General features: G+C 71.8%; 19 protein-coding genes. 14 read left to right on the top strand and 5 right to left on the bottom strand.

The window, feature by feature from the left end; all coding sequences use genetic code 11:
- Window positions 1-40 precede the first annotated feature (40 nt).
- The 3 genes from AB0K36_RS11560 to AB0K36_RS11550 all read left to right on the top strand — a co-directional run bounded on the left by AB0K36_RS11560 (window position 41) and on the right by AB0K36_RS11550 (window position 3,367).
- On the top strand, window positions 41-706 hold the full coding sequence (locus AB0K36_RS11560; protein ID WP_189471814.1) for a D-sedoheptulose-7-phosphate isomerase: 666 nt from the start codon (window positions 41-43) through the stop codon (window positions 704-706).
- The gene (rfaE2, locus tag AB0K36_RS11555) at window positions 703-2,112 is read left to right on the top strand and encodes a D-glycero-beta-D-manno-heptose 1-phosphate adenylyltransferase (protein WP_364591665.1); all 1,410 of its coding nucleotides are present in this window, start codon (window positions 703-705) and stop codon (window positions 2,110-2,112) included. The genes AB0K36_RS11560 and rfaE2 overlap by 4 nt, the downstream gene beginning before the upstream one ends.
- A gap of 214 nt (window positions 2,113-2,326) precedes the next feature.
- Window positions 2,327-3,367 (top strand): glycosyltransferase family 9 protein, encoded by a 1,041-nt coding sequence (locus AB0K36_RS11550; protein ID WP_364591663.1) that lies wholly within the window; start codon window positions 2,327-2,329, stop codon window positions 3,365-3,367.
- On the opposite strand, the gene AB0K36_RS11545 is transcribed toward AB0K36_RS11550, so the two are convergent.
- A complete protein-coding gene (locus tag AB0K36_RS11545) occupies window positions 3,340-4,605 on the bottom strand; it encodes an MFS transporter (protein WP_229835204.1) in 1,266 nt (421 codons plus the stop codon). The two genes, AB0K36_RS11550 and AB0K36_RS11545, sit on opposite strands and share 28 nt — an antisense overlap.
- Window positions 4,606-5,174: 569 nt before the next feature.
- Between AB0K36_RS11545 and AB0K36_RS11540 the strand changes: the two genes are divergently transcribed.
- Window positions 5,175-5,921 carry an SDR family oxidoreductase gene (locus AB0K36_RS11540; RefSeq protein ID WP_364591660.1) on the top strand — a complete coding sequence of 249 codons (747 nt, stop codon included), beginning with the start codon at window positions 5,175-5,177 and terminating at the stop codon, window positions 5,919-5,921.
- Entirely contained in the window at window positions 5,912-6,742 is an 831-nt protein-coding gene (locus AB0K36_RS11535) for an SDR family oxidoreductase (protein ID WP_364591657.1), read from the top strand. Before AB0K36_RS11540 ends, AB0K36_RS11535 begins: the two co-directional genes overlap by 10 nt.
- Window positions 6,743-6,936: 194 nt before the next feature.
- Here the strand turns inward: AB0K36_RS11535 and AB0K36_RS11530 are convergent, their stop codons facing one another.
- Window positions 6,937-8,349: a GH1 family beta-glucosidase gene (locus AB0K36_RS11530; protein WP_364591654.1), complete on the bottom strand. Its 1,413-nt coding sequence runs from the start codon at window positions 8,347-8,349 to the stop codon at window positions 6,937-6,939.
- A gap of 495 nt (window positions 8,350-8,844) precedes the next feature.
- Between AB0K36_RS11530 and AB0K36_RS11525 the strand changes: the two genes are divergently transcribed.
- Window positions 8,845-9,138, top strand: a complete 294-nt coding sequence (locus AB0K36_RS11525; RefSeq protein ID WP_364591651.1) for a hypothetical protein — start codon at window positions 8,845-8,847, stop codon at window positions 9,136-9,138.
- A gap of 57 nt (window positions 9,139-9,195) precedes the next feature.
- Here the strand turns inward: AB0K36_RS11525 and AB0K36_RS11520 are convergent, their stop codons facing one another.
- Complete coding sequence (locus AB0K36_RS11520) at window positions 9,196-10,221, bottom strand: LacI family DNA-binding transcriptional regulator (RefSeq protein WP_364591648.1); 1,026 nt, start codon at window positions 10,219-10,221, stop codon at window positions 9,196-9,198.
- 453 nt (window positions 10,222-10,674) lie between these two features.
- Between AB0K36_RS11520 and AB0K36_RS11515 the strand changes: the two genes are divergently transcribed.
- From AB0K36_RS11515 to AB0K36_RS11505, 3 genes are all read left to right on the top strand, one after another.
- Window positions 10,675-12,024, top strand: coding sequence for an ABC transporter substrate-binding protein (locus tag AB0K36_RS11515; protein WP_364591645.1), 1,350 nt, complete (start codon window positions 10,675-10,677; stop codon window positions 12,022-12,024).
- 106 nt (window positions 12,025-12,130) lie between these two features.
- On the top strand, window positions 12,131-13,141 hold the full coding sequence (locus AB0K36_RS11510) for a carbohydrate ABC transporter permease (RefSeq protein ID WP_364591642.1): 1,011 nt from the start codon (window positions 12,131-12,133) through the stop codon (window positions 13,139-13,141).
- A complete protein-coding gene (locus AB0K36_RS11505; protein ID WP_189471791.1) occupies window positions 13,138-14,049 on the top strand; it encodes a carbohydrate ABC transporter permease in 912 nt (303 codons plus the stop codon). Before AB0K36_RS11510 ends, AB0K36_RS11505 begins: the two co-directional genes overlap by 4 nt.
- A 93-nt stretch (window positions 14,050-14,142) precedes the next feature.
- Here AB0K36_RS11505 and AB0K36_RS11500 read toward each other — a convergent pair whose 3' ends face one another.
- Complete coding sequence (locus AB0K36_RS11500; RefSeq protein ID WP_364591639.1) at window positions 14,143-15,063, bottom strand: carbohydrate kinase family protein; 921 nt, start codon at window positions 15,061-15,063, stop codon at window positions 14,143-14,145.
- A complete protein-coding gene (locus tag AB0K36_RS11495; protein ID WP_364591636.1) occupies window positions 15,060-16,106 on the bottom strand; it encodes a LacI family DNA-binding transcriptional regulator in 1,047 nt (348 codons plus the stop codon). Before AB0K36_RS11495 ends, AB0K36_RS11500 begins: the two co-directional genes overlap by 4 nt.
- A 394-nt stretch (window positions 16,107-16,500) precedes the next feature.
- Here AB0K36_RS11495 and AB0K36_RS11490 point away from each other — a divergent pair, with 394 nt between their 5' ends.
- The 5 genes from AB0K36_RS11490 (at window position 16,501) to AB0K36_RS11470 (ending at window position 22,432) form a co-directional block, all read left to right on the top strand.
- Window positions 16,501-17,775 (top strand): extracellular solute-binding protein, encoded by a 1,275-nt coding sequence (locus AB0K36_RS11490; protein ID WP_364591633.1) that lies wholly within the window; start codon window positions 16,501-16,503, stop codon window positions 17,773-17,775.
- Between the two features lie 19 nt (window positions 17,776-17,794).
- The gene (locus AB0K36_RS11485) at window positions 17,795-18,805 is read left to right on the top strand and encodes a carbohydrate ABC transporter permease (protein WP_364591630.1); all 1,011 of its coding nucleotides are present in this window, start codon (window positions 17,795-17,797) and stop codon (window positions 18,803-18,805) included.
- Window positions 18,802-19,653, top strand: a complete 852-nt coding sequence (locus tag AB0K36_RS11480) for a sugar ABC transporter permease (RefSeq protein WP_435877839.1) — start codon at window positions 18,802-18,804, stop codon at window positions 19,651-19,653. The genes AB0K36_RS11485 and AB0K36_RS11480 overlap by 4 nt, the downstream gene beginning before the upstream one ends.
- A gap of 83 nt (window positions 19,654-19,736) precedes the next feature.
- Window positions 19,737-21,386 (top strand): glycoside hydrolase family 13 protein, encoded by a 1,650-nt coding sequence (locus AB0K36_RS11475; protein WP_364591627.1) that lies wholly within the window; start codon window positions 19,737-19,739, stop codon window positions 21,384-21,386.
- Window positions 21,374-22,432, top strand: a complete 1,059-nt coding sequence (locus tag AB0K36_RS11470; protein ID WP_364591624.1) for a LacI family DNA-binding transcriptional regulator — start codon at window positions 21,374-21,376, stop codon at window positions 22,430-22,432. The genes AB0K36_RS11475 and AB0K36_RS11470 overlap by 13 nt, the downstream gene beginning before the upstream one ends.
- Window positions 22,433-22,988: the final 556 nt, after the last annotated feature.

Below are 22,988 nucleotides of genomic sequence, written 5' to 3'. Positions count from 1 at the left end.
CGGCCGCCGTCCCCAGGGACGCGCGCACGACCCGGCCAGCATGAGCGAACCACTTGCCACGGAGGCCGCGCACCGGCACTGCCGGTCGCTCCAGGACGCCCTCGGCCGGTTCCGCCGGGAGGGCATCGACCAGGTCGCCCGATGGGGCCACCACCTCGCCGCAGTCCTGCCCGTCGGTGGCCGACTGCTGGCCGCCGGCAACGGCGGCAGCGCCGCCCAGGCCCAGCATCTGACCGCCGAACTGGTCGGCCGCTACCGCGACGAACGCCCCGCCCACTCCGCGATCGCCCTGCACGCGGAGACCTCCAGCATCACGGCGATCGGCAACGACTACGGCTTCGAGCACGTCTACGCCCGACAGGTCGCCGCGCACGGCCGCCCCGGCGACGTCCTGCTGCTGCTGTCCACCTCGGGCCGCAGCGCCAACCTGACCGGCGCGGCGGAGACCGGACGGGCCGCCGGACTGCTGGTGTGGGCCATGACCGGCCCCCGGCCCAATCCGCTGGCGGACCTCGCCGACGACGCCCTGTGCATCGACACCGACTCCGCCGCCACCGTGCAGGAGGCTCACCTCGTCGCCGTACACCTGCTGTGCGAGTCCTTCGACGAGGCGACGGCCGCGCCGGTGCCGCCCGCGAAGACCCTGCGGCACGCGCCGGGCGCGGCCGCCACCCAGGCCGCCGCCGCCCGCCGGAGGTTGTCATGACCGGCAGGGGGCCACTGGTGGTCGTCGGGGACGTGCTCCTCGACGAGGACATCGAAGGCGTCGCCGAGCGCCTGGCGCCGGACGCGCCCGCCCCCGTCGTCGACGTGCGCGGGAAGCACCGAAGGCCCGGCGGGGCCGGTCTCGCCGCCGCCCTGGCCGCCCAGGACGGCCGCGAGGTGGTCCTGGTCACCGCACTCGGCGACGACCCGGCGAGCGAGGCGGTACGCCGGGCGCTGACGGGCCGCGTCCGGCTGGTCGAACTGCCGCTGAGCGGAACCCTGCCGGTCAAGACCCGTGTGCTGGCGGGCGGACGGCCCCTCGTACGCATCGACCGCGGCGGCGGCACACCCGGCAGCCCCGACGGTTCGGTGGGCGAGGCGCTGGCACAGGCCGACGCCGTGCTCGTCGCCGACTACGGCAGGCACACCGCCGACGCCGTCCGCGAGCAGCTGGCGGAGACCGCCCACCGCACCCAGCTGGTCTGGGACCCGCACCCCCGTGGCGCCGCCCCGGTCCCCGGTGCCCGGATCGTCACCCCGAACGCCGCCGAGGTCCGCTCCCTCACCGGCTCTCCCGCCGACGAGGAGCCCTCGCTGCGCGACTTCGCCGAACGCGGCTCGCGGCTGGCGGACCGCTGGACGGCGGCGACCGTCGCCGTCACCCTGGGCGAACGCGGCGTCCTGCTGACCCGGCCGGGCGGTGGCACCCCCATGCTCGTCCCCGCCCCCTACCGGGCCGACGGCGACCCCTGCGGCGCGGGGGACTGCTTCGCCGCGGCCACCGCCACCGCCCTGGCGGACGGCGCGCTCCCGGAGGAGGCGGTGCAGCGCGGCGTGGCCCGCGCGGCGGCCTTCGTGGCGGCCGGCGGCGCCGGCAATCCGAAGCTGTGGCGGACGGCGTTCGCAGGCCGGACCCCGCCGACGGCGCCGACGGACCCGTTCGCGCTCGTGGACAGCGTCCGCGCGCGCGGCGGCACCGTGGTCGCCACCGGCGGCTGCTTCGACCTGCTGCACGCCGGACACGTGGGGCTGCTGGAGAGCGCCCGGCGCATCGGCGACTGCCTGATCGTGTGCGTCAACTCCGACGCGTCGATCACGCGCCGCAAGGGCCCGGGGCGCCCGCTCAACCCGGTGGAGGACCGGGTGCGGGTGCTCGCCGGCCTGGGCAGCGTCGACGCCGTCGCCGTCTTCGAGGAGGACACGCCGATCGCACTGCTCAGCAGGCTGCGGCCCGATGTGTGGGTCAAGGGCGGCGACTACTCCGTGGAGGACCTGCCGGAGGCCGACGTGGTGCGCGCCTGGGGCGGGCAGGCGGTCGTCCTGCCCTACCTCGACGGCCGCTCCACCACGCTGCTCGCCCACCGCGCGGCCGAGTCGGCGAAGCCGGTCCGCACGCCGCCACGCTGATCGACCACGAACGGCACCGCGCCGGCCCGGCCTGCGCCCTCGTCCGCCGTACGGCGCGGGGCCGTAGGGGGGACGAGTTGAGCAGCCGCACGGCCCGGCGCCGAAGGAGAACCGGTCCTGCGCACTTCGTCTGCCGCAACGGCCCGGGGTGCCGAGGGAGACGAGACCTGCGCACGTGATCAGCCGCACGCCCCGGGGTGCCGAAGGAGACGAGATGAGCAGCCGCACCGGCGAGAGCCCCAGCACTCCGACGAGCCCGCGTCCCCGCGTCCTGGTGCTGCGGGCACTCGGCCTCGGCGATCTGCTGGCCGCCGTACCCGCCCTGCGGGCCCTGCGGCGCGGGCTGCCCGGACACGACATCGTGCTGGCCGCGCCCGCCCGGCTGGCGACGGCCGCCGCGGCGACGGGGCTCGTCGACCGGCTGCTGCCCGCGTCCGCGCCCGGCAGGGCCGTACCGGCGGAGCTGGACTGGGACGGCCCCCCGCCGGACATCGCCGTGGACCTGCACGGGAACGGCCCGGCCAGCCGCGGCCTGCTCGCCGGGCTGGGCCCTCGCGACCTCTACGCGTACGGGCGGGCGGGCGGCCCGGTGTGGCGGGACGACGAGCACGAGCGGGAGCGCTGGTGCCGGCTGCTCGAGGGACACGGCCTGCCGGCCGACCCCGAGGACCTGTCCGTGCCGCCGCCCGCCACCCGCTCGCCCGCGCCGGGAGCCGTGGTCGTGCATCCGGGCGCCGACGCCGCGGCCCGCCGCTGGCCCATGGAGCGGTTCGCCGCCGTGGCACGTGAGCTGCACCGTGCCGGGCACCGTGTCGTGGTGACGGCCGGGGCGGCGGAGGCCCGGCTGGCCGCCTCGGTGGCAGGCCTGGCCGGGCTGCCCGAGGGGGCCGTGCTCGGCGGTGCGGGCGGCGACGTCCCGTTCGACGTGCTCATGGCACTGGTCGCGGAGGCACGCTGCGTCGTGGTGGGGGACACCGGGCTCGCCCATCTGGCGGCGGCCCTCGGCACACCGTCCGTCACTCTCTTCGGCCCGGTGGCGCCCCGGCTGTGGGGCCCGCCCGCCCGGCCGCGCCACCGGGTGCTCTGGCACCCGGACGCCGACGACCCGCCGCGCCCCGGCGACGCCCACGGCGACCGGCCCGACGAGCGGCTGCTGCGCATCACCGTCGAGGAGGTGCTCGACGCCGTACGCGGCCTGCCGCTGCCCGGGGCGGGGCCGCGGGCGGATCAGGCGGCCGTGCTCAGACCGGGCTGACCGGTCAGCACCGGCTCCCCGGTCCGTACGACCACCGGCTTCGCGGTGACCCGGCGTTCCCTGAGCACGTAGCCCGCGCCGATCGCACCCGCGATCAGCAGTCCGCCGGTCACCAGGGCGCCGCGCGCACCGGCCAGCTCCATCAGCAGCCCGAGCGCCGGGGGACCCGCGAGGCCCCAGAGCGTACGGACACTGCCCCAGACGCCCAGCACCCGGCCCCGCATGTGCGGCGGCGGATCGGTCTGGAGCACGGTGGTGCCCGCGGTGTCGGAGACCGACTCCACGAGGGCCATCGGCAGCACGATGACCAGCAGTATCGCGAGCGACGGCGAGAGACCCGCGACGATCTGCAGGACGCCGCCGGCCGCCGCGAGGGCGCCCACCAGCCGCACGGACGGCTTGCGCAGCCGGGCTCCGAGCACGGCGCCCAGGATGCCGCCGACGGCGAGCACGGTGGACACGGTGCCGAAGGCCCCGGCGCCGCCGGCCAGCGGCCCGACCACGAGCACGGCGAGCGTGAGCTGGTAGTTCCGTCCGAAGACGGCGCTCAGCCCGGTGATACCGGCGAGCGCGACCAGCCGCGGCCTGCGCATGAAGTACCTCAGGCCCTCGCGCATGCTCATGTCCTCGCCCGGATCCTCCGTGGCGGCGGCCTTCTCGGCCGGGCGCTCCGATCGGGCGCGGACCGCTCCGGCCACGGGGCGCAGGAACGGTATGACGGCGGTCACGAACAGGAAGGAGACCCCGTTGGCCGCATAGGCGGCCGCCGTGCCGAGGAAGCCGACGGTCACACCGGCGAGTGCCGCGCCCGCCAGCCGGCCCGCGTTGTGCACCAGCGAGCCGACGCCGATCGCCGAGGGGACGTCCTCCGTCCTGACGAGGTCGTTGCCGAGCAGCGCGCACGCCGGGCCGTCGACGGTGGCGATGACGCCCGTGACAGCGGCGAGCGCCATCAGGACACCCAGGTTCAGCTGGTCCATCGCCACGAGGAACGCCGTCGTGAACGCCACGGCGCCGAGCAGCGCCTGGCTCACCGCCGCGGTCAGCTTGCGGGGCCAGCGGTCGACGGCGGCGCCGCCGGCGAGGCTCATCAGCAGCCCGGGCGCGGCCTGCACGGACATCGAGAGTCCGGTCGCGGCGGCCGACCCCGTGATCTGCAGCACCAGCAGGTTCTGCACGGTGAGCTGCATCCACGTACCGGCGTTCGACACGAAGTTCGCGACGGACCACCAGCGCATGCTGGGGTACTTGAGGCAGCGCCACGGCGAACGGTCGCCCAGCAGGCGCTGCGCGAGGCGGCCGGAAGGCGCCGGGGAGGCGGACAGGGCGGAGGAAGGGGAGGAAGAAGAAGGCACCGTGAACACTCGGGTGACGAGTCCCCGAGGGACCCATGTGGCGGAATGCGGCGGAAGCTCGGAACACCGGCTGCACTGCGCGGTCGCTCCACCGGATCTTGACGGCGCCCCACCACGGAAGACGGTCCTCCCGCCCGTCCGTTGACGGCGAAGGCGCTCCCTGGCAGGGCGCAGACCATCGTGGCAGACGGCTCTCGAGAAGCGGTTCCAGCGCCCTCGCCGACGGTGTCCGCGACCGGCCATAACCCTTGGGGGCATTGGGATCGGGCACTTCTGGTGTGCTTGCTCACAGGCCCTTGTGAAGGGCCGCGCGGGCCGTCGTGCGAGTGCCGGTCACAGTTGCGCGGGTCACAGTGGAGTGGATGCGGTGCGGCGGGGTACCCACCGGAGCCGATGCCGCGTCAGCCGCACGCCGAGCGGCATCCGAACGGGCGCGGACGGAAGGCAGAGCATTGAGCAGCGGAGTGCAGGTCGACCTTCAAGGCAGGCAGGCCCTGGTGACGGGCGGCGCGAGAGGCCTCGGCGCGGCGATCAGCCGCCGACTGGCCGGCGCGGGGGCGAGCGTCCTGGTCGCGGACGTACGCAGGGACCTTGCGGAGGATCTGTGCGAGGACCTGGCCCGGCAGGGCGGCAAGGCGGAGTTCGTGGCGCTGGACGTACGGGACTCCGCCGCGGTCGCGGACGTGTTCCGCGAGCTGGACGAGGACGGTGGCCGGGTCGACCTCCTCGTCAACAACGCGGCCGTCGACGTCTGCAAGCCGATCGAGCACCTGACGGCCGAGGAGGTGAGCCGGGTGATCAGCACCAACCTGCTCGGCCCGATGTTCCTCTGCCTCGAGACCTACCGCCGCATGGTGGCGCGTGGCGGCGGTCACATCGTCAACATCCTCTCCACCGCCGCCAACCGCACCTGGACGGAGGCGGGACCGTACGCGGCGGGCAAGTCCGGGCTGCGCGCCTTCACCCACACCCTGTTCCAGGAGGCGCAGCGCGACTGTCCCGGGATCGGCGTCACCGGCATCATCGCCGGCGGCATGGCGACCCCGTTCATCCTCGACCGCTTCCCGGACGCCGACCTGACCATGCTCCAGAGCCCCGACATCGTCGCCGACACCGTCCTGTACGCCCTGTCCGTGCCGGACACGAGCGCGGTCTCCGAGCTGGTCGTCGTGCCGCGCAAGGAGCCCTCATGGCCGTGACCCCAGGAGCACCGGCCTCCTCTTCGCCGGACGCCCGGCGGGTCGCCGTCATCACCGGCGCCGACTCGGGCATCGGGCGGGCCACCGCGGTGCGGCTGGCCGCGGCGGGCATGGACGTCGGGATCACGTTCCACACCGACCAGGAGGGGGCGGAGGCGACGGCCGAGGAGGTACGCGGCCACGGCCGGCGTGCCGCCGTCGCCCGGATGGACCTCACGGTCCTGCCCGGCGCCGCCGATGTGATCGACCGGCTCGCCGGTGAACTGGGCCGGGTGGACGTGCTCGTCAACAACGCCGGCACCGGCACCGCCACACCGTTTCTCGACCTGGACCTGGACACGGTCCGCCAGGTCGTCGACGTGGACCTCGTCGGGCCGTTCCTGTGCGGTCAGCGGGCCGCCCGCCGGATGATCGACCAGGGGGACGGGGGCAGGATCGTCAACGTCACCTCGGTCCACGAGCACCAGCCGAGGGTCGGCGCCGCCCCCTACTGCGCGGCCAAGGGCGGTCTCGGGCTGCTCACCCAGGTGATGGCTCTCGAACTCGCCGAACACGGCATCACCGTCAACTCGGTCGCGCCCGGAGAGATCGCCACTCCCATGACCGGCCAGGAGGACGCGGACGTCCGGGCCGCGGAGCGGCCGGGCATCCCGCTGCGCCGCCCCGGCGACGCCCGGGAGGTCGCGGCGGTCATCGCCTTCCTCGCGGGCCGGGACGCGGGTTACGTCACCGGAGCGTCGTGGTCGGTCGACGGCGGGATGCTGCGGATGGGCCCCATGGCCGGATCGCACCTCCAGGACGACTCCTGGCGCAGGCCCTGAGGCGGGGACCCGTGCCGTACCGGTCCCGGCGACCATGAGGACCGCTCCCGCCCCCTCATGCGGGAGCGGCCTCGTCGTGGGTGCCGTGCCGTGGTGCTGCGGCCGTGGTGTCGAGGGGCCGCGGTGTCGCCGGCCCGGGTGTCGCGGGCCGTGGTGTGGCGGGCCGTTCCCGTGCCGCGGCACGGGAACGGCGGTCAGTGGGGGAGGCCGCCTGCGACGGCGACGTTCCCGTACCAGAGGGCGCTCTTCTTCGGAGTGCGCTGCTGCGTCTCGAAGTCCACCCGCACGATGCCGAACCGCATCCCGTAGCCCTCGGCCCACTCGAAGTTGTCGAGCAGCGACCACAGGAAGTAGCCCCGGACGTCGGCCCCTTCCCCGATGGCCTGGTGCACCGCCCGCAGGTGGCCGTCGATGTAGGCGATCCGGTCCGCGTCGTCGATCCCGCCGTCGGCGTCGACGGTGTCGTCGAACGCCGCGCCGTTCTCGGTGATGTACATGGGCAGGCCGGGATGGTCCTGGCTGATCCGGACCAGCTGGCGGCGCAGGCCGTCCGAGTCGATCTCCCAGCCGATACCGGTCCTCGGCAGACCGCGGTCGAGGAAGCGCACGTCCTCCGCGCCGGGCCAGGGGGACGGGCCGGACGGCTCGCCGCCGCCGGCGACCCGGTAGGACGTGTAGTAGTTGACGCCGAGGAAGTCGACCGGCGCCCCGATGATCTTCTCGTCCTCCGGCTCGATGTGGCCGGTGCCGCACACCCGCTCGAAGTGCTCCCGCACGTCCGCCGGGTACGCGCCCTCCACCACCGGGTCGAGGAACAGGCGGTTCTGGAGCAGGTCGATGCGGTGCGCGGCGTCCAGGTCGGCGCTGCTCTGCGTATCGGCGTCCACGGGATAGAAGTTGAGCGTGATCCCGACCTCGGCGTCGGGTGCCGCGGCGCGCACCGCGGGGACCGCGAGGCCGTGGCCGAGCAGCAGGTGGTGGGCGGCGATCAGGGAGCCGGCCGGGTCGACCGCGCCGGGCGCGTGGATGCCGTTGCCGTAGCCGAGGAACGCCGCGCACCACGGCTCGTTGAGCGTGCCCCAGAGCTTCACGCGGTCGCCGAGCGCCTCGCTCACCAGTTGCGCGTACTCGGCGAAGCGGAAGGCCGTGTCGCGGTTCCGCCAGCCGCCCTCGTCCTCGAGTGCCTGGGGGAGGTCCCAGTGGTAGAGCGTGAGGGCCGGCCGGATGTTCTTCTCCAGCAGGGAGTCGACCAGCCTGCTGTAGAAGTCCAGGCCCCGGGCGTCGGCCGGGCCGCGCCCGTCCGGCTGGATGCGCGGCCAGGCCACGGAGAACCGGTAACCACCCATGCCCAGTTCGGACATCAGGGCGACGTCCTGCTCGTAGCGCGCGTAGTGGTCGGCGGCCACGTCGCCGTTGTGGCCGTTCGCCACCTTGCCCGGCGTGCGGGAGAACGTGTCCCAGATCGACGCTCCACGGCCGTCCTGGCCCACCGCGCCTTCGATCTGGTACGCGGACGTGGCCACTCCCCACAGGAATCCCGGTGGGAAGGCCGATGCGGCCGGCGGGGGCGTCAGCCCTGCGGGAACCGGATCGTTCTCTGCGGTCATCGTCATCCTCTGATCGGTCGATCGCCGGTGGCCGCGGGGCGCCCGCGGCCACCGGCACGAACTGGGTGGAGCTGCTGAAGAGCGCTCCCGCTCCGGCGACCGGCAGCTCTGCGGCGGGGCAGGCGGAAGACCAGAGCTGATGTCAGCCGGAATGGGAGCGCTCCCATGAGATTCGGTCAGCGGGAGCGGGTTGTCAAGAGTGCGGGGTTCTGCCGCGGTCATTGACACGGGCCCCGGAAGCCGCTTCATTGGTCCGCGGCGCCGCTTAGGTGGTGCCGGCCCTCTTTTCGCGTCCGGCCGTGAAGGTCCGGGTTTCGGGCGAGGGCTGCGGCGCTCGTGTGGGAGCGCTCCCGCTCACGCGCCTCCGGTCGCCCTGACTCGGCCGGCGAGGGGCTTTTGTTGGGAGCGCTCCCGCTCCTGTGTCACGAAGGAGCCACCTGAACCACCCGCACGCGTTCGCTTCCGTCCCCGCCCAGGAGGCCCGCACGATGCCCGGTGCGCCGCACGCGCGACCACGACGCCTCAGCCGTTCCGGCGCGGGAGGTGCCGGAGGCGGCGTACGCCGGATCGTTCACGGTGCAGGTATCCGACGACCCCGGCTCCGGCACCTCCAGGGAGCTGCACGCGACGACCTCGTCGGCGGGCGGCGCACAGCGGCCGGCCGTCGCGGGACAGGGGCGCCGCGTCAGGCTGCTGGTCCGGACCCGGGCCACCCCGTGCGGCGTCTCGCGCCACGAGTTCCAGGCCCACGAGTTCCAGGTCCACGAGTTCCAGGTCCACGGCCGCTGACCGGCACGGGCCCCGCCCGCAAGAAGCGTCGACACGCCCTGCCGGCGGGTCGGCCGGTCAGGCCGTGTCCCGGCGCACCAGCTCGGTACGCACCACCACGTTCCGCCAGGCCGCGCCGGGGGCGGCCATCTGGTCGAGGAGAACGCCGACCATGGTGCGGCCCATCTCCTCGACCGGCTGCCGGACGGTGGTCAGCTGCGGGTCGGTGTGCTGGGCGAGCGGGGAGTCGTCGAAGCCGATGACGGCCACGTCGTCGGGCACCCTGCGCCCCGCGGCGCGCAGCGTGTGCAGGGCGCCGGCGGCCATCACGTCGGAGGCGGCGAACACGGCGTCGAGGTCCGGGTGGAGCCGCAGCAGCTCCGCCATGGCGTGGCGGCCGCTCTCCTCGGTGAAGTCGCCCGCTGCCACCCAGGACGGGTCGAAGTCCTCGCACGCTCCGCGGACGGCCTCCTCGTAGCCGCGCAGCCGGCACTGCGCCACGTACATGTCCGCGCGGCCGGTGATGGTGACGATCTTGCGGCGGCCGGTGGAGGCCAGGTGGCGGACGGCGATCCGGGCCCCTCCGGCGTTGTCGGAGTCGACGTAGGAGACCGTTTCGTCACTGCTGCGGCGGCCGCCCAGGACGGTCGGCATGTCCATCTCGGAGAGCAGGTCCGGCAGGGGATCGTCGCGGTGCACGGAGACGAGCAGTACGCCGTCGATCCTGCGGGCCTTCGCGTACTGGAGGAAGCGGGCGCGTTCACGCTCCGTGCGCACCAGGGTCAGCAGCAGCTGGAGCTCCGTGTCCGCGAGGCCCATCCCGACGCCGTGGATGATCTCGGAGAAGTAGGGCTCGGTGAAGAACCGCTTCTCGGTCTCCGGGATGACCAGGGCCACGGCGTCGGTGCGGCTGCCGGCGAGGGCGCGGGCGGCGTGATTGGGGATGTATCCCAGCTCGGCGATGGCCTGCTCCACGGCGTGCCGGGTCGAGTCGCGGACACCGGGCGACTTGTTGATCACTCGGGAGACGGTGCCCCGCCCGACGCCGGCCAGGGCGGCGACCTGCTCGAGTGTGGGCTGGCCGAAACGGCCCCGTGCTGCCATGCGTGACCTCCGGAGGGGATGGTGCGGTATCCGTCGATTCTCCCTGGAGACCATGGTGACAGAGAGTTCGGGAGCGCTCCCATTATTGATCCATCCGCTCCGGCTTGTCGAGGAGCGCCGGAGGTGGGCGGCCGGACTGCGGGCGATGGTCGTGCAGGGCGGCCCTTTTGCGGCGCTTGGGAGTCTTTGGCCGCGCTGAAAGGGGGAGATTCTCACGCCGGGGACATCTCGGAGCAATAAAGCTCTGCTGCCCGACCTTGACAGAGGGTGTCGCCGCCGCGAAGCTTTCGAACCAAGCAGTAGTGGGAGCGCTCCCACTTGCCCGCCGGCCCACTCCGGCCTGCCCTTGCACAGCTTCCTCACTTCCCCTCTTGTGACCGGTCCTGTTCGTCGTCAGCCCCACTCTGTCGCTCTGGGCCCGCCACCAGCCGAAAACAGTCGTAGGAGCCTCGAATGCGCATAACTTCCGGTGACGTCCCGCGCAGACGCCGCGCAGTCACCCTCACCACCGCGGGCCTGCTGTCCCTCGGCCTTCTCGTGACCGGATGCGGCGGCTCCGGGGGCGACGAGGGCGACGACGGCGCGGGCGGCGGGACGATCACCCTCCGGGTGGGCACCTTCGGATCGTTCGGGTTCGACAACAAGACCGGCGCCAAGCTCTACGCCGAGTACGAGAAGCTGAACCCCGGCATCAAGATCGAAGAGACGAACGTCGCCGACGGCCAGAAGTACTGGGACGCGATGAAGCTGCGGCTCTCGCAGGGCAGCGGACTCGCCGACATCCAGGCCATCGAGGTCGGTTACATCGCGGAGGCCACCGGCGAGGCGATGGCCGGGAAGTTCGTCGACCTGGGCAAGGCCGAGGGTGTCGACACCTCGAAGTTCCTCGACTGGAAGGTCAAGCAGGCCACCGCCCCGAACGGCGCGACCATCGCGCTGGGCACGGACATCGGCCCGATGGGCATCTGCTACCGCAAGGATCTCTTCCAGCAGGCGGGGCTGCCCACCGACCGTGAAGAGGTCGGCAAGCTGTGGGCGGGCGACTGGGCCAAGTTCCTCGAGCAGGGCGAGAAGTACAAGGCCAAGGCGCCGGCGGGCACCGCGTTCCACGACTCGGCGAGCGGACTGTTCAACGCCGTCGTCTCCAGCCAGCCGGACCAGTACTCCGGTGAGGACGGCAAGCTGCGCTGGGAGAGCAGCCTCGGCGTGATGAAGGCCTGGGACACCGCCGTCAAGGCCGCACAGGGCGGACTCACCGCCAAGCTGCGGCAGTTCGACGAGAAGGGCACCTGGAACGCGGCCTTCAAGAACTCCAAGTTCGCCACCGTCGCCTGTCCTTCCTGGATGACCGGCATCATCAAGGACCAGGCCGGCCCCGCCAACAAGGGCAAGTGGGACATCGCCCAGGCGCCCGTCCCGGCGAACTGGGGCGGTTCCTTCCTCGCCGTGCCCAAGGCGGGCAAGCACACCGCCGAGGCCGCGAAGCTCGCCGCCTGGCTGACCGCGCCCGAGCAGCAGGCCAAGGTCTTCGCCGTGAACGGCAACATCCCCTCGACCACCGACGGCCTGAAGTCCGAGGCCGTGCAGAACGCCCAGCCGGAGTACTTCCCCGGCGTACCGGTCGGCAAGATCTACTCCGAGGCCGCCCAGCAGATCAACCCCGCCCCGATCGGCCGCTGGGACGGACAGGTGAAGACCTTCCTGACGGACAACGGAATCCTCGACATCGAGACGCGTGGCACCTCGCCCGAGAAGGCCTGGAACAACGTGAAGAAGCTGGTCGACGACAAGATCGACCAGTAGTCGCCGCCTTCCGCCGGCTGCCCCGCGCGGCAGCCGGCGGCCCCTTCGCGGGTGCCGTCGAAGCCATCCGCCGTTCCGTCACCACTCACCAGGGAAAGGGCGCCTGATGGCCACCTCCCTCCAGCCCGACAAGGGCGCCGCTGTGATCGACGCCCCCTCCGGCGCGCCCAGGGCCCCTAAGCACCGGGACCCGTCCGGCTGGCGCAGCCGCCTGTACCGCCTCGACCTCAAGGCGACCCCTTACGTCTACGTCGCGCCGTTCTTCCTCGTCTTCGCCGCCTTCGGTCTCTTCCCGCTCCTCTACACCGGCTGGCTGTCGCTCCAGAAGGTCGAGCTGGGCGGCGAGGCCGAATGGCGGGGCCTGGACAACTACTCCAGGCTCGTGGAGAGCGACTTCTTCTGGAACGCCCTGGCGAACACCTTCACCATCGGTGTGATCTCCACCGTGCCGCAGCTGCTGATGGCGCTCGGCCTGGCGCATCTGCTCAACTACCGCATCCGCGGCCGCGGTTTCTACCGCGTGGCGATCCTCGCCCCGTACGCCACCTCGATCGCGGCCGCCGCGCTCGTCTTCGCCCAGCTGTTCAACACCGACTACGGGATGATCAACCAGCTGCTCGGTTACGTGGGCATCGACCCGGTCAACTGGGAGACGGAGAAGTGGCCGGCCCAGATCGCCATCTCCACGATCGTCACCTGGCGCTGGACCGGCTACAACGCCCTCATCTACCTGGCCGCGATGCAGGCCGTGCCGAACGACCTCTACGAGGCGGCCGCACTCGACGGGGCGTCCCGCTTCCGGCAGTTCATCAGCATCACGATCCCCTCGATCAAGCCGACGATCCTGTTCACCATCGTCGTCTCCACCATCGGCGCCACCCAGCTGTTCGGCGAGCCGCTGATCTTCGGCGGCAGCCTCGGCATCGGCGGCGGCAGCGGCAACCAGTACCAGACGCTGAGTCTGCTGATGTACGAGAAGGGCTGGGTCACCGGCGCGCTCGGCCAGGCCTCCGCCATCGCCTGGGTGATGCTGCTCCTGCTGCTGGCCATCGGACTCGTGCAGCGCCTGCTCAGCCGGTCGAACGCGCAGAAGAAGAACGGAGCGGCACGCTCATGAGCCATGTGCTGAACAGGACCGCGGCGCCCGCCGCGTCCGCCACGACCGGGGGCCGCAGGCGGCGGCTCGGCCAGAAGGCCGGCCGTCAGCACCACGGTGGTCCGCTGACGTACGCGCTGCTGGTGTTCGCCGCGGTCGTCTCCCTCTTCCCGCTGTACTGGAACCTGGTCGCCGCCTCCCACACCGGCGAGCGCGTCGTGCAGGCCCCGAGCCCGCTGCTGCCGGGCCGGGAGCTGTTCAACAACCTCTCCATCGCCTGGAACCAGGTGGACATGGGGGAGGCGCTGATCAACACGACGATCGTCGCCGGCGCGGTCGCGACGAGCACGGTGCTGTTCGCGACGCTCGCCGGGTTCGCCTTCGCCAAGCTGCGGTTCAAGGGGCGCAACGTGCTCCTGGCGATCGTGGTGGCGACGATGACGGTGCCGCCGCAGCTCAGCGTCATCCCGCTCTACCAGCTGATCACCGAGTTCGGCTGGGTCAACCAGCTGCAGTCGGTGATCCTGCCCAGCCTGGTCGCCGCCTTCGGCGTGTTCTTCATGCGGCAGTACCTGCTCGAGGCGCTGCCCGTGGAGCTCATCGAGGCGGCCAGGATGGACGGCGCGCACAGCCTGCGCATCATCTGGCACGTCGTCTTCCCCATCGCCCGGCCGGCGATGGCCGTCCTCGGCATGCTGATCTTCGTGCAGGCGTGGAACGACTTCTTCTGGCCGTTCATCGCCCTCACGCCGGACGGCGCTCCCACCCTCCAGGTGGCCCTCGCCGGGCTCGGCTCCGGCAACCACACCGTCAACCACGCGATCGTGCTGACCGGCGCGTTCATCGCCACCGTGCCGCTGCTGCTGGTCTTCGCCCTCCTGGGCAAGCACATCGTCGGCGGCATCACCTCGGGGGCGGTCAAGAGCTGACACGCAGGGGAGCCGGGGCCTGTGGGGCGCGTGGGGCGCCCTGCGGGCCCCGGCGCATGTCTCCGGCGGCGCGGCCGTTCAGGGCCGGCCCGTTCAGTCGGGGAACGCCGCTCTCGCGCACGCGGCGCGCAGTTCGGGCAGGCCGATGAACTCGGTGTGCGTGCCGGCCGAGCCGCAGGCGAAGGCCCCGGAGACGGAACCGGCGAGCACGCACCGCTCCACGTCACCGCCCTCGAACAGCGTGTGCAGGAACGCGGTGACGAACGCGTCCCCGGCCCCGTTGCTGTCGACGACGGGCCGTTCCGGGCGTACGGCGGGGAAGTGGCGGACCTCGTCCTCCCCGCGCACCAGCAGATGGCAGCCCTGTGCGCCGTCGGTCGCCACGACGATCCGCGCGCGGCCCTCGTCGACGATGTCCCGCATCACCGTTCCGAGCCTGTCGTGCAGCGCGGCGGCGCTCAGGAAGACGTAGTCGGAGGCGAGGGCGTAGTCGCGGTGGTGCGGATTGCGGCCGTCCCAGTCGTGCAGGTCGGTGGAGCTGGTGATCCCGAGCCGGTGGATGTCCTCGTACATGTCGCGGTTGTGGCCGACGATGGACAGATGGACGTGCCGGGCGCGCTCCAGGTAGGGCAGGTAGAAGGCGCGCGGGAGCCGCAGGTCGGCGGGGTGGCGGCCGTCGTAGAAGGAGAAGCGGCGGCCCTGCGGGTCGACCAGGTTGATGCCGCGGGGTGTGCCGTGCGGGGAGACGACATGGCTGAAGTCGAGGCCGTGCTCCTCGTACGCGGCGAGCACCGTCCGGCCCTGGACGTCGTCGCCCAGGAAGTCGATGAACTTGGTGGCGAGCCCCAGTGCCCGCCAGCCCAGCGCCACCCCGTTGCCGGTGTGGCCCACGTAGTCGCGCACCGGGGGAACGAACAGGGAGTCGCCCGGCGGTACTTCCAGAGCGTCGACGCGGACGATCGTGTCCACGCCGGTGCCGCCGACGACCAGGACGTCGTAGGAGGGACCGCTCACGCGCCGGCTCCGTCCCGGTCCGGGGTCCGCTTGGCCGCGGAGGCGGTCGAACCGCGGACCACCAGCTCCGGCATGAACACGAACTCACTGTGCGGGGCGGGTGTGCCCCCTATCTCCTCCAGGAGTGCGCGCACCGACGCCTGCCCCATCGCCTGGACGGGCTGGCGGATGGTGGTCAGCGGCGGGTCGGTGAACGCTATGAGCGGCGAGTCGTCGAAACCGACCACCGAGATGTCCCTCGGCACGTGGAGCCCCTGCTGCCGCGCCGCCCTGATGGCGCCGAGCGCCATCATGTCGCTGGCGCAGGCGATCGCGGTGCAGCCCTTGGCGATCAGCGCGGCCGCGGCGGCCTGGCCGCCCTCGAGGGTGTAGAGGGAGTGCTGGATCAGCTCCTGCGACTCCTCGGGCGACAGCCCGAGCCGCTCCTCCATGGCGAGCTGGAAGCCCTCGATCTTGCGCAGCACCGGCACGAACCGCCTGGGGCCGAGCGCGAGGCCGATCCGGGTGTGCCCGAGCGAGGCCAGGTGGGTCACGGCGAGGTGCATCGCGGCCCGGTCGTCGGGGGAGACGAAGGGGGCCTGCACCTTCGGCGAGAAGCCGTTGACCAGGACGTACGGGACGCCCTTGGCCCGCAGCTGGTCGTAGCGCTGCATGTCGGCCGTGGTGTCGGCGTGCAGTCCGGAGACGAAGATGATGCCGGAGACGCCGCGGTCCACGAGCATCTCGGTGAGCTCGTCCTCCGTGGACCCACCGGGGGTCTGGGTCGCGAGCACCGGGGTGTATCCCTGGCGGGTCAGGGCCTGGCCGATGACCTGGGCGAGGGCGGGGAAGATCGGGTTGTCCAGCTCGGGGGTTATCAGCCCGACCAGTCCCGCGCTGCGCTGCCGCAGCCGTACCGGACGTTCGTAGCCGAGTACGTCGAGGGCGGCAAGGACGGATTCGCGGGTGGCCGCGGCCACGCCGGGCTTGCCGTTGAGCACGCGGCTGACTGTGGCTTCACTGACCCCCGCCTGGGCTGCGATGTCGGCGAGCCGCGCGGTCATGGGAGTGGACTGTACCGGGCGTACGTCGGATTGCCCACCAGGTGCGGGAATCGGCAGGTTCATCGCCTCATGTCGCGGCCGGCGCCGTCGGCGGGGCGCCCGGAGGCATGAAACCCGTCACATCGCTGCAAAGCCTTGCGGAGTGCTTGCGAGGGGCCCGCCCATGGCCGCACCCTGGGCGTGGTCCGGTCCCGGGGAGGGTGTCAAGCGATCCTTCGGCAACTCTCCGGACACGCGGATGTAACGATCACCCGTCCTTGCAGAAATTTGCCGCAAGGTCTTTCCGATGGTTTTCAGCCCTGTTACGTTCCTGGCAACCCGGCACCGCGAGGGAGCGGACGGCGGGAGGCAGCTCTTCGCCTCCGCCCTTCCGGGATCAGTTGAAGGAGTTCACATGCGGCGTGGCATAGCGGCCATCGCTCTGGTCTCGGCACTGGCCGTGTCGGCGACGGCGTGCGGCGGGGACGACAGCGGCGACACCGGTAACAAGAGCTCGGGCGAGCTCAGCGGCACGGTCACCTGGTGGGACACCTCGACGGTCGGCAGCGAGGACAAGGTCTTCAAGAAGATCGCCGAGGGCTTCACCAAGAAGCACCCGAAGGTCACCGTCAAGTACGTCAACGTGCCGTTCGGTGAGGCGCAGAACAAGTTCAAGAACGCCGCCCAGTCCGGCTCCGGCGCCCCCGACGTCATCCGCTCCGAGGTCGCCTGGACCCCCGAGTTCGCCGACCTCGGCTACCTCGCGCCGCTCGACGGCACCGCCGCGCTGAAGGACGAGGACGACTTCCTCAAGCAGGCCGCGGCCTCCACCAAGTACAACGGCAAGACCTACGCCGCGCCGCAGGTCATCGACTCCATGGGCATCTTCTACAACAAGAAGATCTTCAAGGAGGCCGGTGTCGAGGTCCCCAAGACCATCGACGAGCTGAAGACCGTCTCCGCCGCCATCAAGGACAAGACCGGCAAGACCGGCCTCTACCTGCGCGGCGACGACGCCTACTGGTTCCTCTCCTTCCTCTACGGCGAGGGCGGCGACCTGGTCGACGCGAAGAACAAGAGCATCACGGTCGACAACGAGGCCGGCGTCAAGGCGATGAAGGTCGTCAAGGACCTGGTCACCTCCGGTGCCGCGAAGACCGACGCCACCGACGGCTGGAACAACATGCAGACCGCCTTCAAGGAAGGCAAGGTCGCCATGATGATCAACGGCCCGTGGGCCGTCGCCGACACCTACGCAGGCCCGCAGTTCACCGACAAGGCCAACCTCGGTGTCGCCCCCGTGCCCGCCGGCTCGGCCGGTCAGGGCGCCCCGCAGGGCGGCCACAACCTCGCGGTCTACGCGGGCTCCAAGAACCTGGACGCCTCGTACGCCTTCACCGAGTACATGACCTCCGCCGAGACGCAGGCCCAGGTCGCCAAGGAGCTCAACCTGCTCCCGACCCGCACCTCGGTCTACTCGCAGCCCGGTGTCGCCAGCAACGAGATCGTCAACTTCTTCCGCCCGGTCGTCGACAAGGCCGTCGAGCGCCCCTGGATCCCCGAGACCGGCAGCCTCTTCGCCCCCCTCGTGACCGAGTACACCAAGGTCCTCACCGGCCAGACCACCCCCGAGAAGGGCGCGAAGGCGGCGGGCGACGCCTACCGCAAGCTCCTGAAGGACTGGAAGTAACAGGAAGGTTGGCCGGCTGATGGCTGTGGACACCAGCAGCCAGTCGATGGCGAAGGCCGCGGGCGATGTCGCCCGCGGCCGGAGCCGCGGTACTGGCAAGCCCGAGACGAAGCTCAAGCGTTCCCTCTCCACGCACTGGTACGCCTGGGCGATGGTCGCCCCGGTGACCGTCGTGATCGCCGTGATCATCGGCTACCCGCTGTTCCGCGGCATCTACCTGTCGCTGACGGACGCGAACGAGCGGAACGTCGCCCGGAGTATCGGCGTCAACGAGATCCCCGCGACCTACGAGTTCGTGGGCCTGGACAACTACACGGAGGCCCTGACCGGCGACCAGTTCCTCGGCACGCTCGGCTGGACGCTGGTGTGGACGGTGGCCTGCGTCTCGGTCACCTTCGTCCTCGGCCTCGGCCTCGCCAACATGCTCAACCGCAGGATCGCCGGCCGCTCCCTCTACCGGATGCTGCTGATCCTGCCCTGGGCGGTGCCCGGCTTCGTCTCCGTCTTCGCCTGGCGCTTCCTCTACAACCAGGACAACGGACTTCTCAACAAGATCCTCGCGGGCGGCGGCATCGACGCCGTGCCGTGGCTGAACGACCCGACCTGGGCCAAGTTCTCGGTGATCGCCGTCAACGTCTGGCTCGGTGTGCCGTTCATGATGGTCGCCCTCCTCGGCGGCCTCCAGTCCATCCCCGGCGAGCTGTACGAGGCCGCCGAGATGGACGGCGCGAGCGCCTGGCAGCGGTTCCGCAACATCACCCTGCCCGGACTGCGTTCCGTGAGCACCACCGTGATCCTGCTGAGCACCATCTGGACGTTCAACATGTTCCCGGTGATCTTCCTGCTCACCCGGGGCGGGCCCGGCGAGGCGACGCAGATCCTGGTCACCCAGGCGTACAAGTTCGCCTTCGAGATCAGCCCGCGGGACTTCGCCCAGTCGTCCACGTGGGGCGTACTGATCCTCGTCCTGTTGATGCTCTTCGCCGCGGTCTACCGGCGAGTCCTCCGCAAGCAGGGAGAAGTCTGGTGACCACCGCCGTGAACACCTCCCGACGCGGCCGCCGTTCGCCGCTGGCCTCCGTCGGTCTGCACGCCACCCTCGTCGTGGCCTCCGTGATCGCCGTCTTCCCGGTGCTGTGGGTCTTCCTGACGTCCCTCAAGCCGGCGAAGTACGCGATCACCACGGACTTCGTGAAGGAAACGACCCTCGCGAACTACACCGACCTGCTCGAGAACACCGAATTCCTCACCTGGTTCGGCAACTCGCTGCTGATCGCGGGCCTCACCACCGTCCTCGGCGTCTTCGTCTCCGCGACCACCGGCTACGCGGTCAGCCGCTTCCGGTTCCCCGGCAAGCGCGGACTGATGTGGACCCTGCTCATCACCCAGATGTTCCCGGTCGCGGTCCTGATCGTGCCGATCTACAACATCATGGCCACGATGGGGCTGCTCAACCAGCCGGTGGGCCTGGTCGTCACGTACCTGACCATCGCCGTCCCGTTCTGCGCGTGGATGATGAAGGGCTTCTTCGACACCATCCCGATGGAGATCGACGAGTCTGGCCAGGTCGACGGACTCACCCCGTTCGGGACGTTCTGGCGGCTGATCCTGCCGCTCGCCAAGCCCGGCATCGCGGTCACCGCGTTCTACTCGTTCATCACCGCGTGGGGCGAGGTGGCCTACGCCTCCGCCTTCATGGTCGGCGACGAGAACCTGACGCTCGCGGGCGGTCTGCAGAAGTTCGTCAACCAGTACGGCGCCCAGTGGGGCCCGATGGCGGCGGCCTCCGTGCTCATCGCCATCCCGGCCGCGCTCGTGTTCCTCTTCGCCCAGCGGCATCTGGTGACCGGTATGTCCGCCGGTGCCGTCAAGGGCTGACCACTCGTATGAAGCGGCGACGCCGGTCCGTGCCTGATCCCCGGGCCGGCGTCGCACCCCACCCCATCACCTCCAGGGATGACATGACCCAGCACCTTGCTGCCCCCGCCGCCCCCACGTCCGGCACGCACACGGGCTGGTGGCGCGACGCGGTGATCTACCAGGTCTATCCGCGCAGCTTCGCCGACGGGAACGGCGACGGCATGGGCGATCTCGAAGGCGTGCGCAGCAGACTGCCGTACCTGAAGGACCTCGGTGTCGACGCCGTCTGGCTCAGCCCCTTCTACGCGTCCCCGCAGGCCGACGCCGGTTACGACGTCGCCGACTACCGTGCCATCGACCCGATGTTCGGCACGCTCCTCGACGCCGACGCGCTGATCCGCGACGCCCACGAACTGGGTCTGCGCATCATCGTGGACCTCGTCCCCAACCACTCCTCCGACCAGCACGAGTGGTTCAAGCGCGCGCTGCGCGAGGGACCGGGGTCCCCGCTGCGGGCCCGCTACCACTTCCGCCCCGGCAAGGGGGCGAACGGCGAACTCCCGCCCAACGACTGGGAGTCCATCTTCGGCGGCCCGGCCTGGACGCGTACCGAGGACGGCGAGTGGTACCTGCACCTCTTCGCCCCGGAGCAGCCCGACTTCAACTGGGACAACCCGGCCGTCGCCGACGAGTTCCGCTCGATCCTGCGCTTCTGGCTCGACATGGGCGTGGACGGATTCCGCGTCGACGTCGCCCACGGCCTGGTCAAGGCCGAGGGCCTGCCGGACCTCGGCGGCACCGACCAGGTCAAGCTGCTCGGAAACGATGTCATGCCGTTCTTCGACCAGGACGGTGTGCACGAGATCTACCGCAGTTGGCGCACCATCCTCGACGAGTACCCGGGCGACCGCATCGCCGTCGCGGAGGCGTGGACGCCGACCGTGGAGCGCACCGCCAACTACGTGCGCCCCGACGAGCTCCACCAGGCGTTCAACTTCCAGTACCTCGGCACCCCCTGGGACGCCGCCGAGCTGCGCGCCGTCATCGACAGCTCGCTCGCCGCGATGCGCCCCGTCGACGCCCCCGCCACCTGGGTGCTGTCCAACCACGACGTCACCCGGCACGCCACCCGCTTCGCCAACCCGGCGGGCCTCGGCACCCAGCTCCGCACGGCCGGGGACCGCGAGCTCGGTCTGCGCCGGGCCCGCGCCGCGACGCTGCTGATGCTGGCCCTGCCCGGCTCCGCCTACATCTACCAGGGCGAGGAGCTGGGCCTGCCCGACGTCACCGACCTCCCGGACGAGGTGCGCCAGGACCCGTCGTTCTTCCGCGCTGCCGGCCAGGACGGATTCCGCGACGGCTGCCGGGTGCCGATCCCGTGGACCGTGGAAGGCTCCTCGTACGGCTTCGGCAACGGCGGCAGCTGGCTGCCGCAGCCCGCCTCCTGGGGCGGCCTGAGCGTCGAGGCGCAGACCGGCGATCCCGGCTCCACGCTCGAGCTCTACCGCAGCGCGCTCGCGGTGCGCCGTGAGCACCCGGGCCTCGGCGCCGGGGCGGCCGTGGAGTGGCTGGAGTCCCCTGAGGGTGTGCTCGCCTTCCGCCGCGACGGCTTCGTCTGCACCGCCAACACCACCGGCGCGACGGTCCGCGTCCCGGTGCCCGGCCGCACCCTGCTCGCCAACGAGACGGTGATGATCGTGGACGACATGGCGGAGCTGCCCGCCGACACCACCGTCTGGTGGGCGGTGTGACGATCCCGCTGCCTCGGGGCGACGGAAACGGCGCCCCGAGGCTCGCCGACCTCGCCCTCCAGGCGCAGGTCAGCGAAGCCACGGTCAGCCGGGTGCTGAACGGGAAGGCAGGCGTCGCCGCCGCCACCCGGCACAAGGTGCTGGCCGCCCTCGACGTGCTCGGTTACGAGCGGCCCGTGCGCCTGCGGCAACGCAGCGCCGGGCTCGTCGGCCTGATCATCCCCGAGCTGACGAACCCCATCTTCCCGGCGTTCGCGCAGGTCATCGAACAGGTGCTGGCGGGGCACGGCTACACACCCGTGCTGTGCACGCAGATGCCCGGCGGGTCGACGGAGGACGAGCTGGTCGAGCAGCTCGAGGAACGCGGCGTCACGGGCATCGTGTTCCTCTCGGGGCTGCACGCCGATACGACGGCGGACCCTTCCCGCTATCTCAAACTGGCGGGCCGTGGCATCCCGTTCGTCCTGATCAACGGCTACAACGAGGCCGTGGAGGCGCCGTTCGTCTCGCCGGACGACCGGTCCGCGGCACGGATGGCCGTGCGGCACCTCGTCGAACTCGGCCACGAGCGCATCGGTCTGGCCATCGGTCCCACCCGCTACGTGCCCTCGCTGCGCAAGGCGGAGGGCTTCACCGAGGCCCTCCAGGCGATGCTGGGGCTGAACGAGGACGAGGCGCAGGGGTTCATCCAGCGCACGCTGTTCTCCGTCGAGGGCGGCCAGGCGGCCGCCGGTCTGCTGCTCGACCAGGGGTGCACCGGCATCGTCTGCGGCAGCGACCTGATGGCGCTGGGCGCCGTCAGGGCGGTGCGGGCGCGGGGGCTCGAGGTGCCCGGGGACGTCTCGGTCGTCGGCTTCGACGACTCGCCCCTCATCGCCTTCACGGACCCGCCGCTCACGACGGTGCGTCAGCCGGTTCAGGCCATGGCGACGGCGGCGGTCGACGCGCTGGTCGAGGAGATCGACGGAAACCCCGTGCAGCGCACGGAGTTCGTCTTCCAGCCGGAACTCGTGGTGCGCGGCTCGACGGGTGCGCCGCGGCGCTGACGGCGGCGCCGCGCAGGCGCCGGCAGACGCCGGTCGGGTGAGCGAGCGTCGGTGACGGGCGTGGTGCGGGGGCGGCTGCGGCAGCAACTCGTGGTGCGTGGCGCTGAACGGCGCCGGTCGGCCCAGAGAGCGTCGGTGACGGGCCTGGTGCCGGGGTCGGCCGCGGCAGCAACTCGTGGTGCGGGGCGGCGCGGAGGCGGCGCCGGTCGGACGAACAGGTCGGCGGTGAGGGCACGGCGCCGGGTCCCACGTCCCGGGGGACGGCGGGCCGAGGCGCCGGCGCTCGTGCGAACGCCGCGTCGCCGTGCGGCTGTTCGGGAGGCCCGGGGCCTGCCCCTGGTCGGGGCGCGGCGGGGTATTTCGGCGGCCCCGGGCCTCCAGCTTGTGGGTGTCGGCCGGTGAGCGGGGCGGGTGGCCCGACGCCCGTGACTCCACGGCCTGTTGAGCGCTCCGGCTGCCGGCCGGTGACCGGCCCGGCCGGCCGGGCGCGTAGGGCCCCGGCACTGACCGGAACCCCCGGCCGGCCGGGCGTGCAGGGCCCCGGTCCTCACCGGAA

This window comes from Streptomyces kurssanovii (assembly GCF_040677245.1).
Taxonomy (GTDB): domain Bacteria; phylum Actinomycetota; class Actinomycetes; order Streptomycetales; family Streptomycetaceae; genus Streptomyces; species Streptomyces kurssanovii.
Note: the sequence above shows the minus strand (reverse complement) of the source record. Positions and strands in the feature narration are given on the sequence as shown.

Coding starts and splice junctions, on each gene's coding strand:
- AB0K36_RS11560 (WP_189471814.1), top strand. CDS start 41: ATGAGCGAACCACTTGCCACGGAGGCCGCGCACCGGCACTGCCGGTCG.
- rfaE2 (WP_364591665.1), top strand. CDS start 703: ATGACCGGCAGGGGGCCACTGGTGGTCGTCGGGGACGTGCTCCTCGAC.
- AB0K36_RS11550 (WP_364591663.1), top strand. CDS start 2,327: ATGAGCAGCCGCACCGGCGAGAGCCCCAGCACTCCGACGAGCCCGCGT.
- AB0K36_RS11545 (WP_229835204.1), bottom strand. CDS start 4,605: ATGCGCTGGTGGTCCGTCGCGAACTTCGTGTCGAACGCCGGTACGTGG.
- AB0K36_RS11535 (WP_364591657.1), top strand. CDS start 5,912: ATGGCCGTGACCCCAGGAGCACCGGCCTCCTCTTCGCCGGACGCCCGG.
- AB0K36_RS11530 (WP_364591654.1), bottom strand. CDS start 8,349: ATGACCGCAGAGAACGATCCGGTTCCCGCAGGGCTGACGCCCCCGCCG.
- AB0K36_RS11520 (WP_364591648.1), bottom strand. CDS start 10,221: ATGGCAGCACGGGGCCGTTTCGGCCAGCCCACACTCGAGCAGGTCGCC.
- AB0K36_RS11515 (WP_364591645.1), top strand. CDS start 10,675: ATGCGCATAACTTCCGGTGACGTCCCGCGCAGACGCCGCGCAGTCACC.
- AB0K36_RS11510 (WP_364591642.1), top strand. CDS start 12,131: ATGGCCACCTCCCTCCAGCCCGACAAGGGCGCCGCTGTGATCGACGCC.
- AB0K36_RS11505 (WP_189471791.1), top strand. CDS start 13,138: ATGAGCCATGTGCTGAACAGGACCGCGGCGCCCGCCGCGTCCGCCACG.
- AB0K36_RS11495 (WP_364591636.1), bottom strand. CDS start 16,106: ATGACCGCGCGGCTCGCCGACATCGCAGCCCAGGCGGGGGTCAGTGAA.
- AB0K36_RS11490 (WP_364591633.1), top strand. CDS start 16,501: ATGCGGCGTGGCATAGCGGCCATCGCTCTGGTCTCGGCACTGGCCGTG.
- AB0K36_RS11485 (WP_364591630.1), top strand. CDS start 17,795: ATGGCTGTGGACACCAGCAGCCAGTCGATGGCGAAGGCCGCGGGCGAT.
- AB0K36_RS11475 (WP_364591627.1), top strand. CDS start 19,737: ATGACCCAGCACCTTGCTGCCCCCGCCGCCCCCACGTCCGGCACGCAC.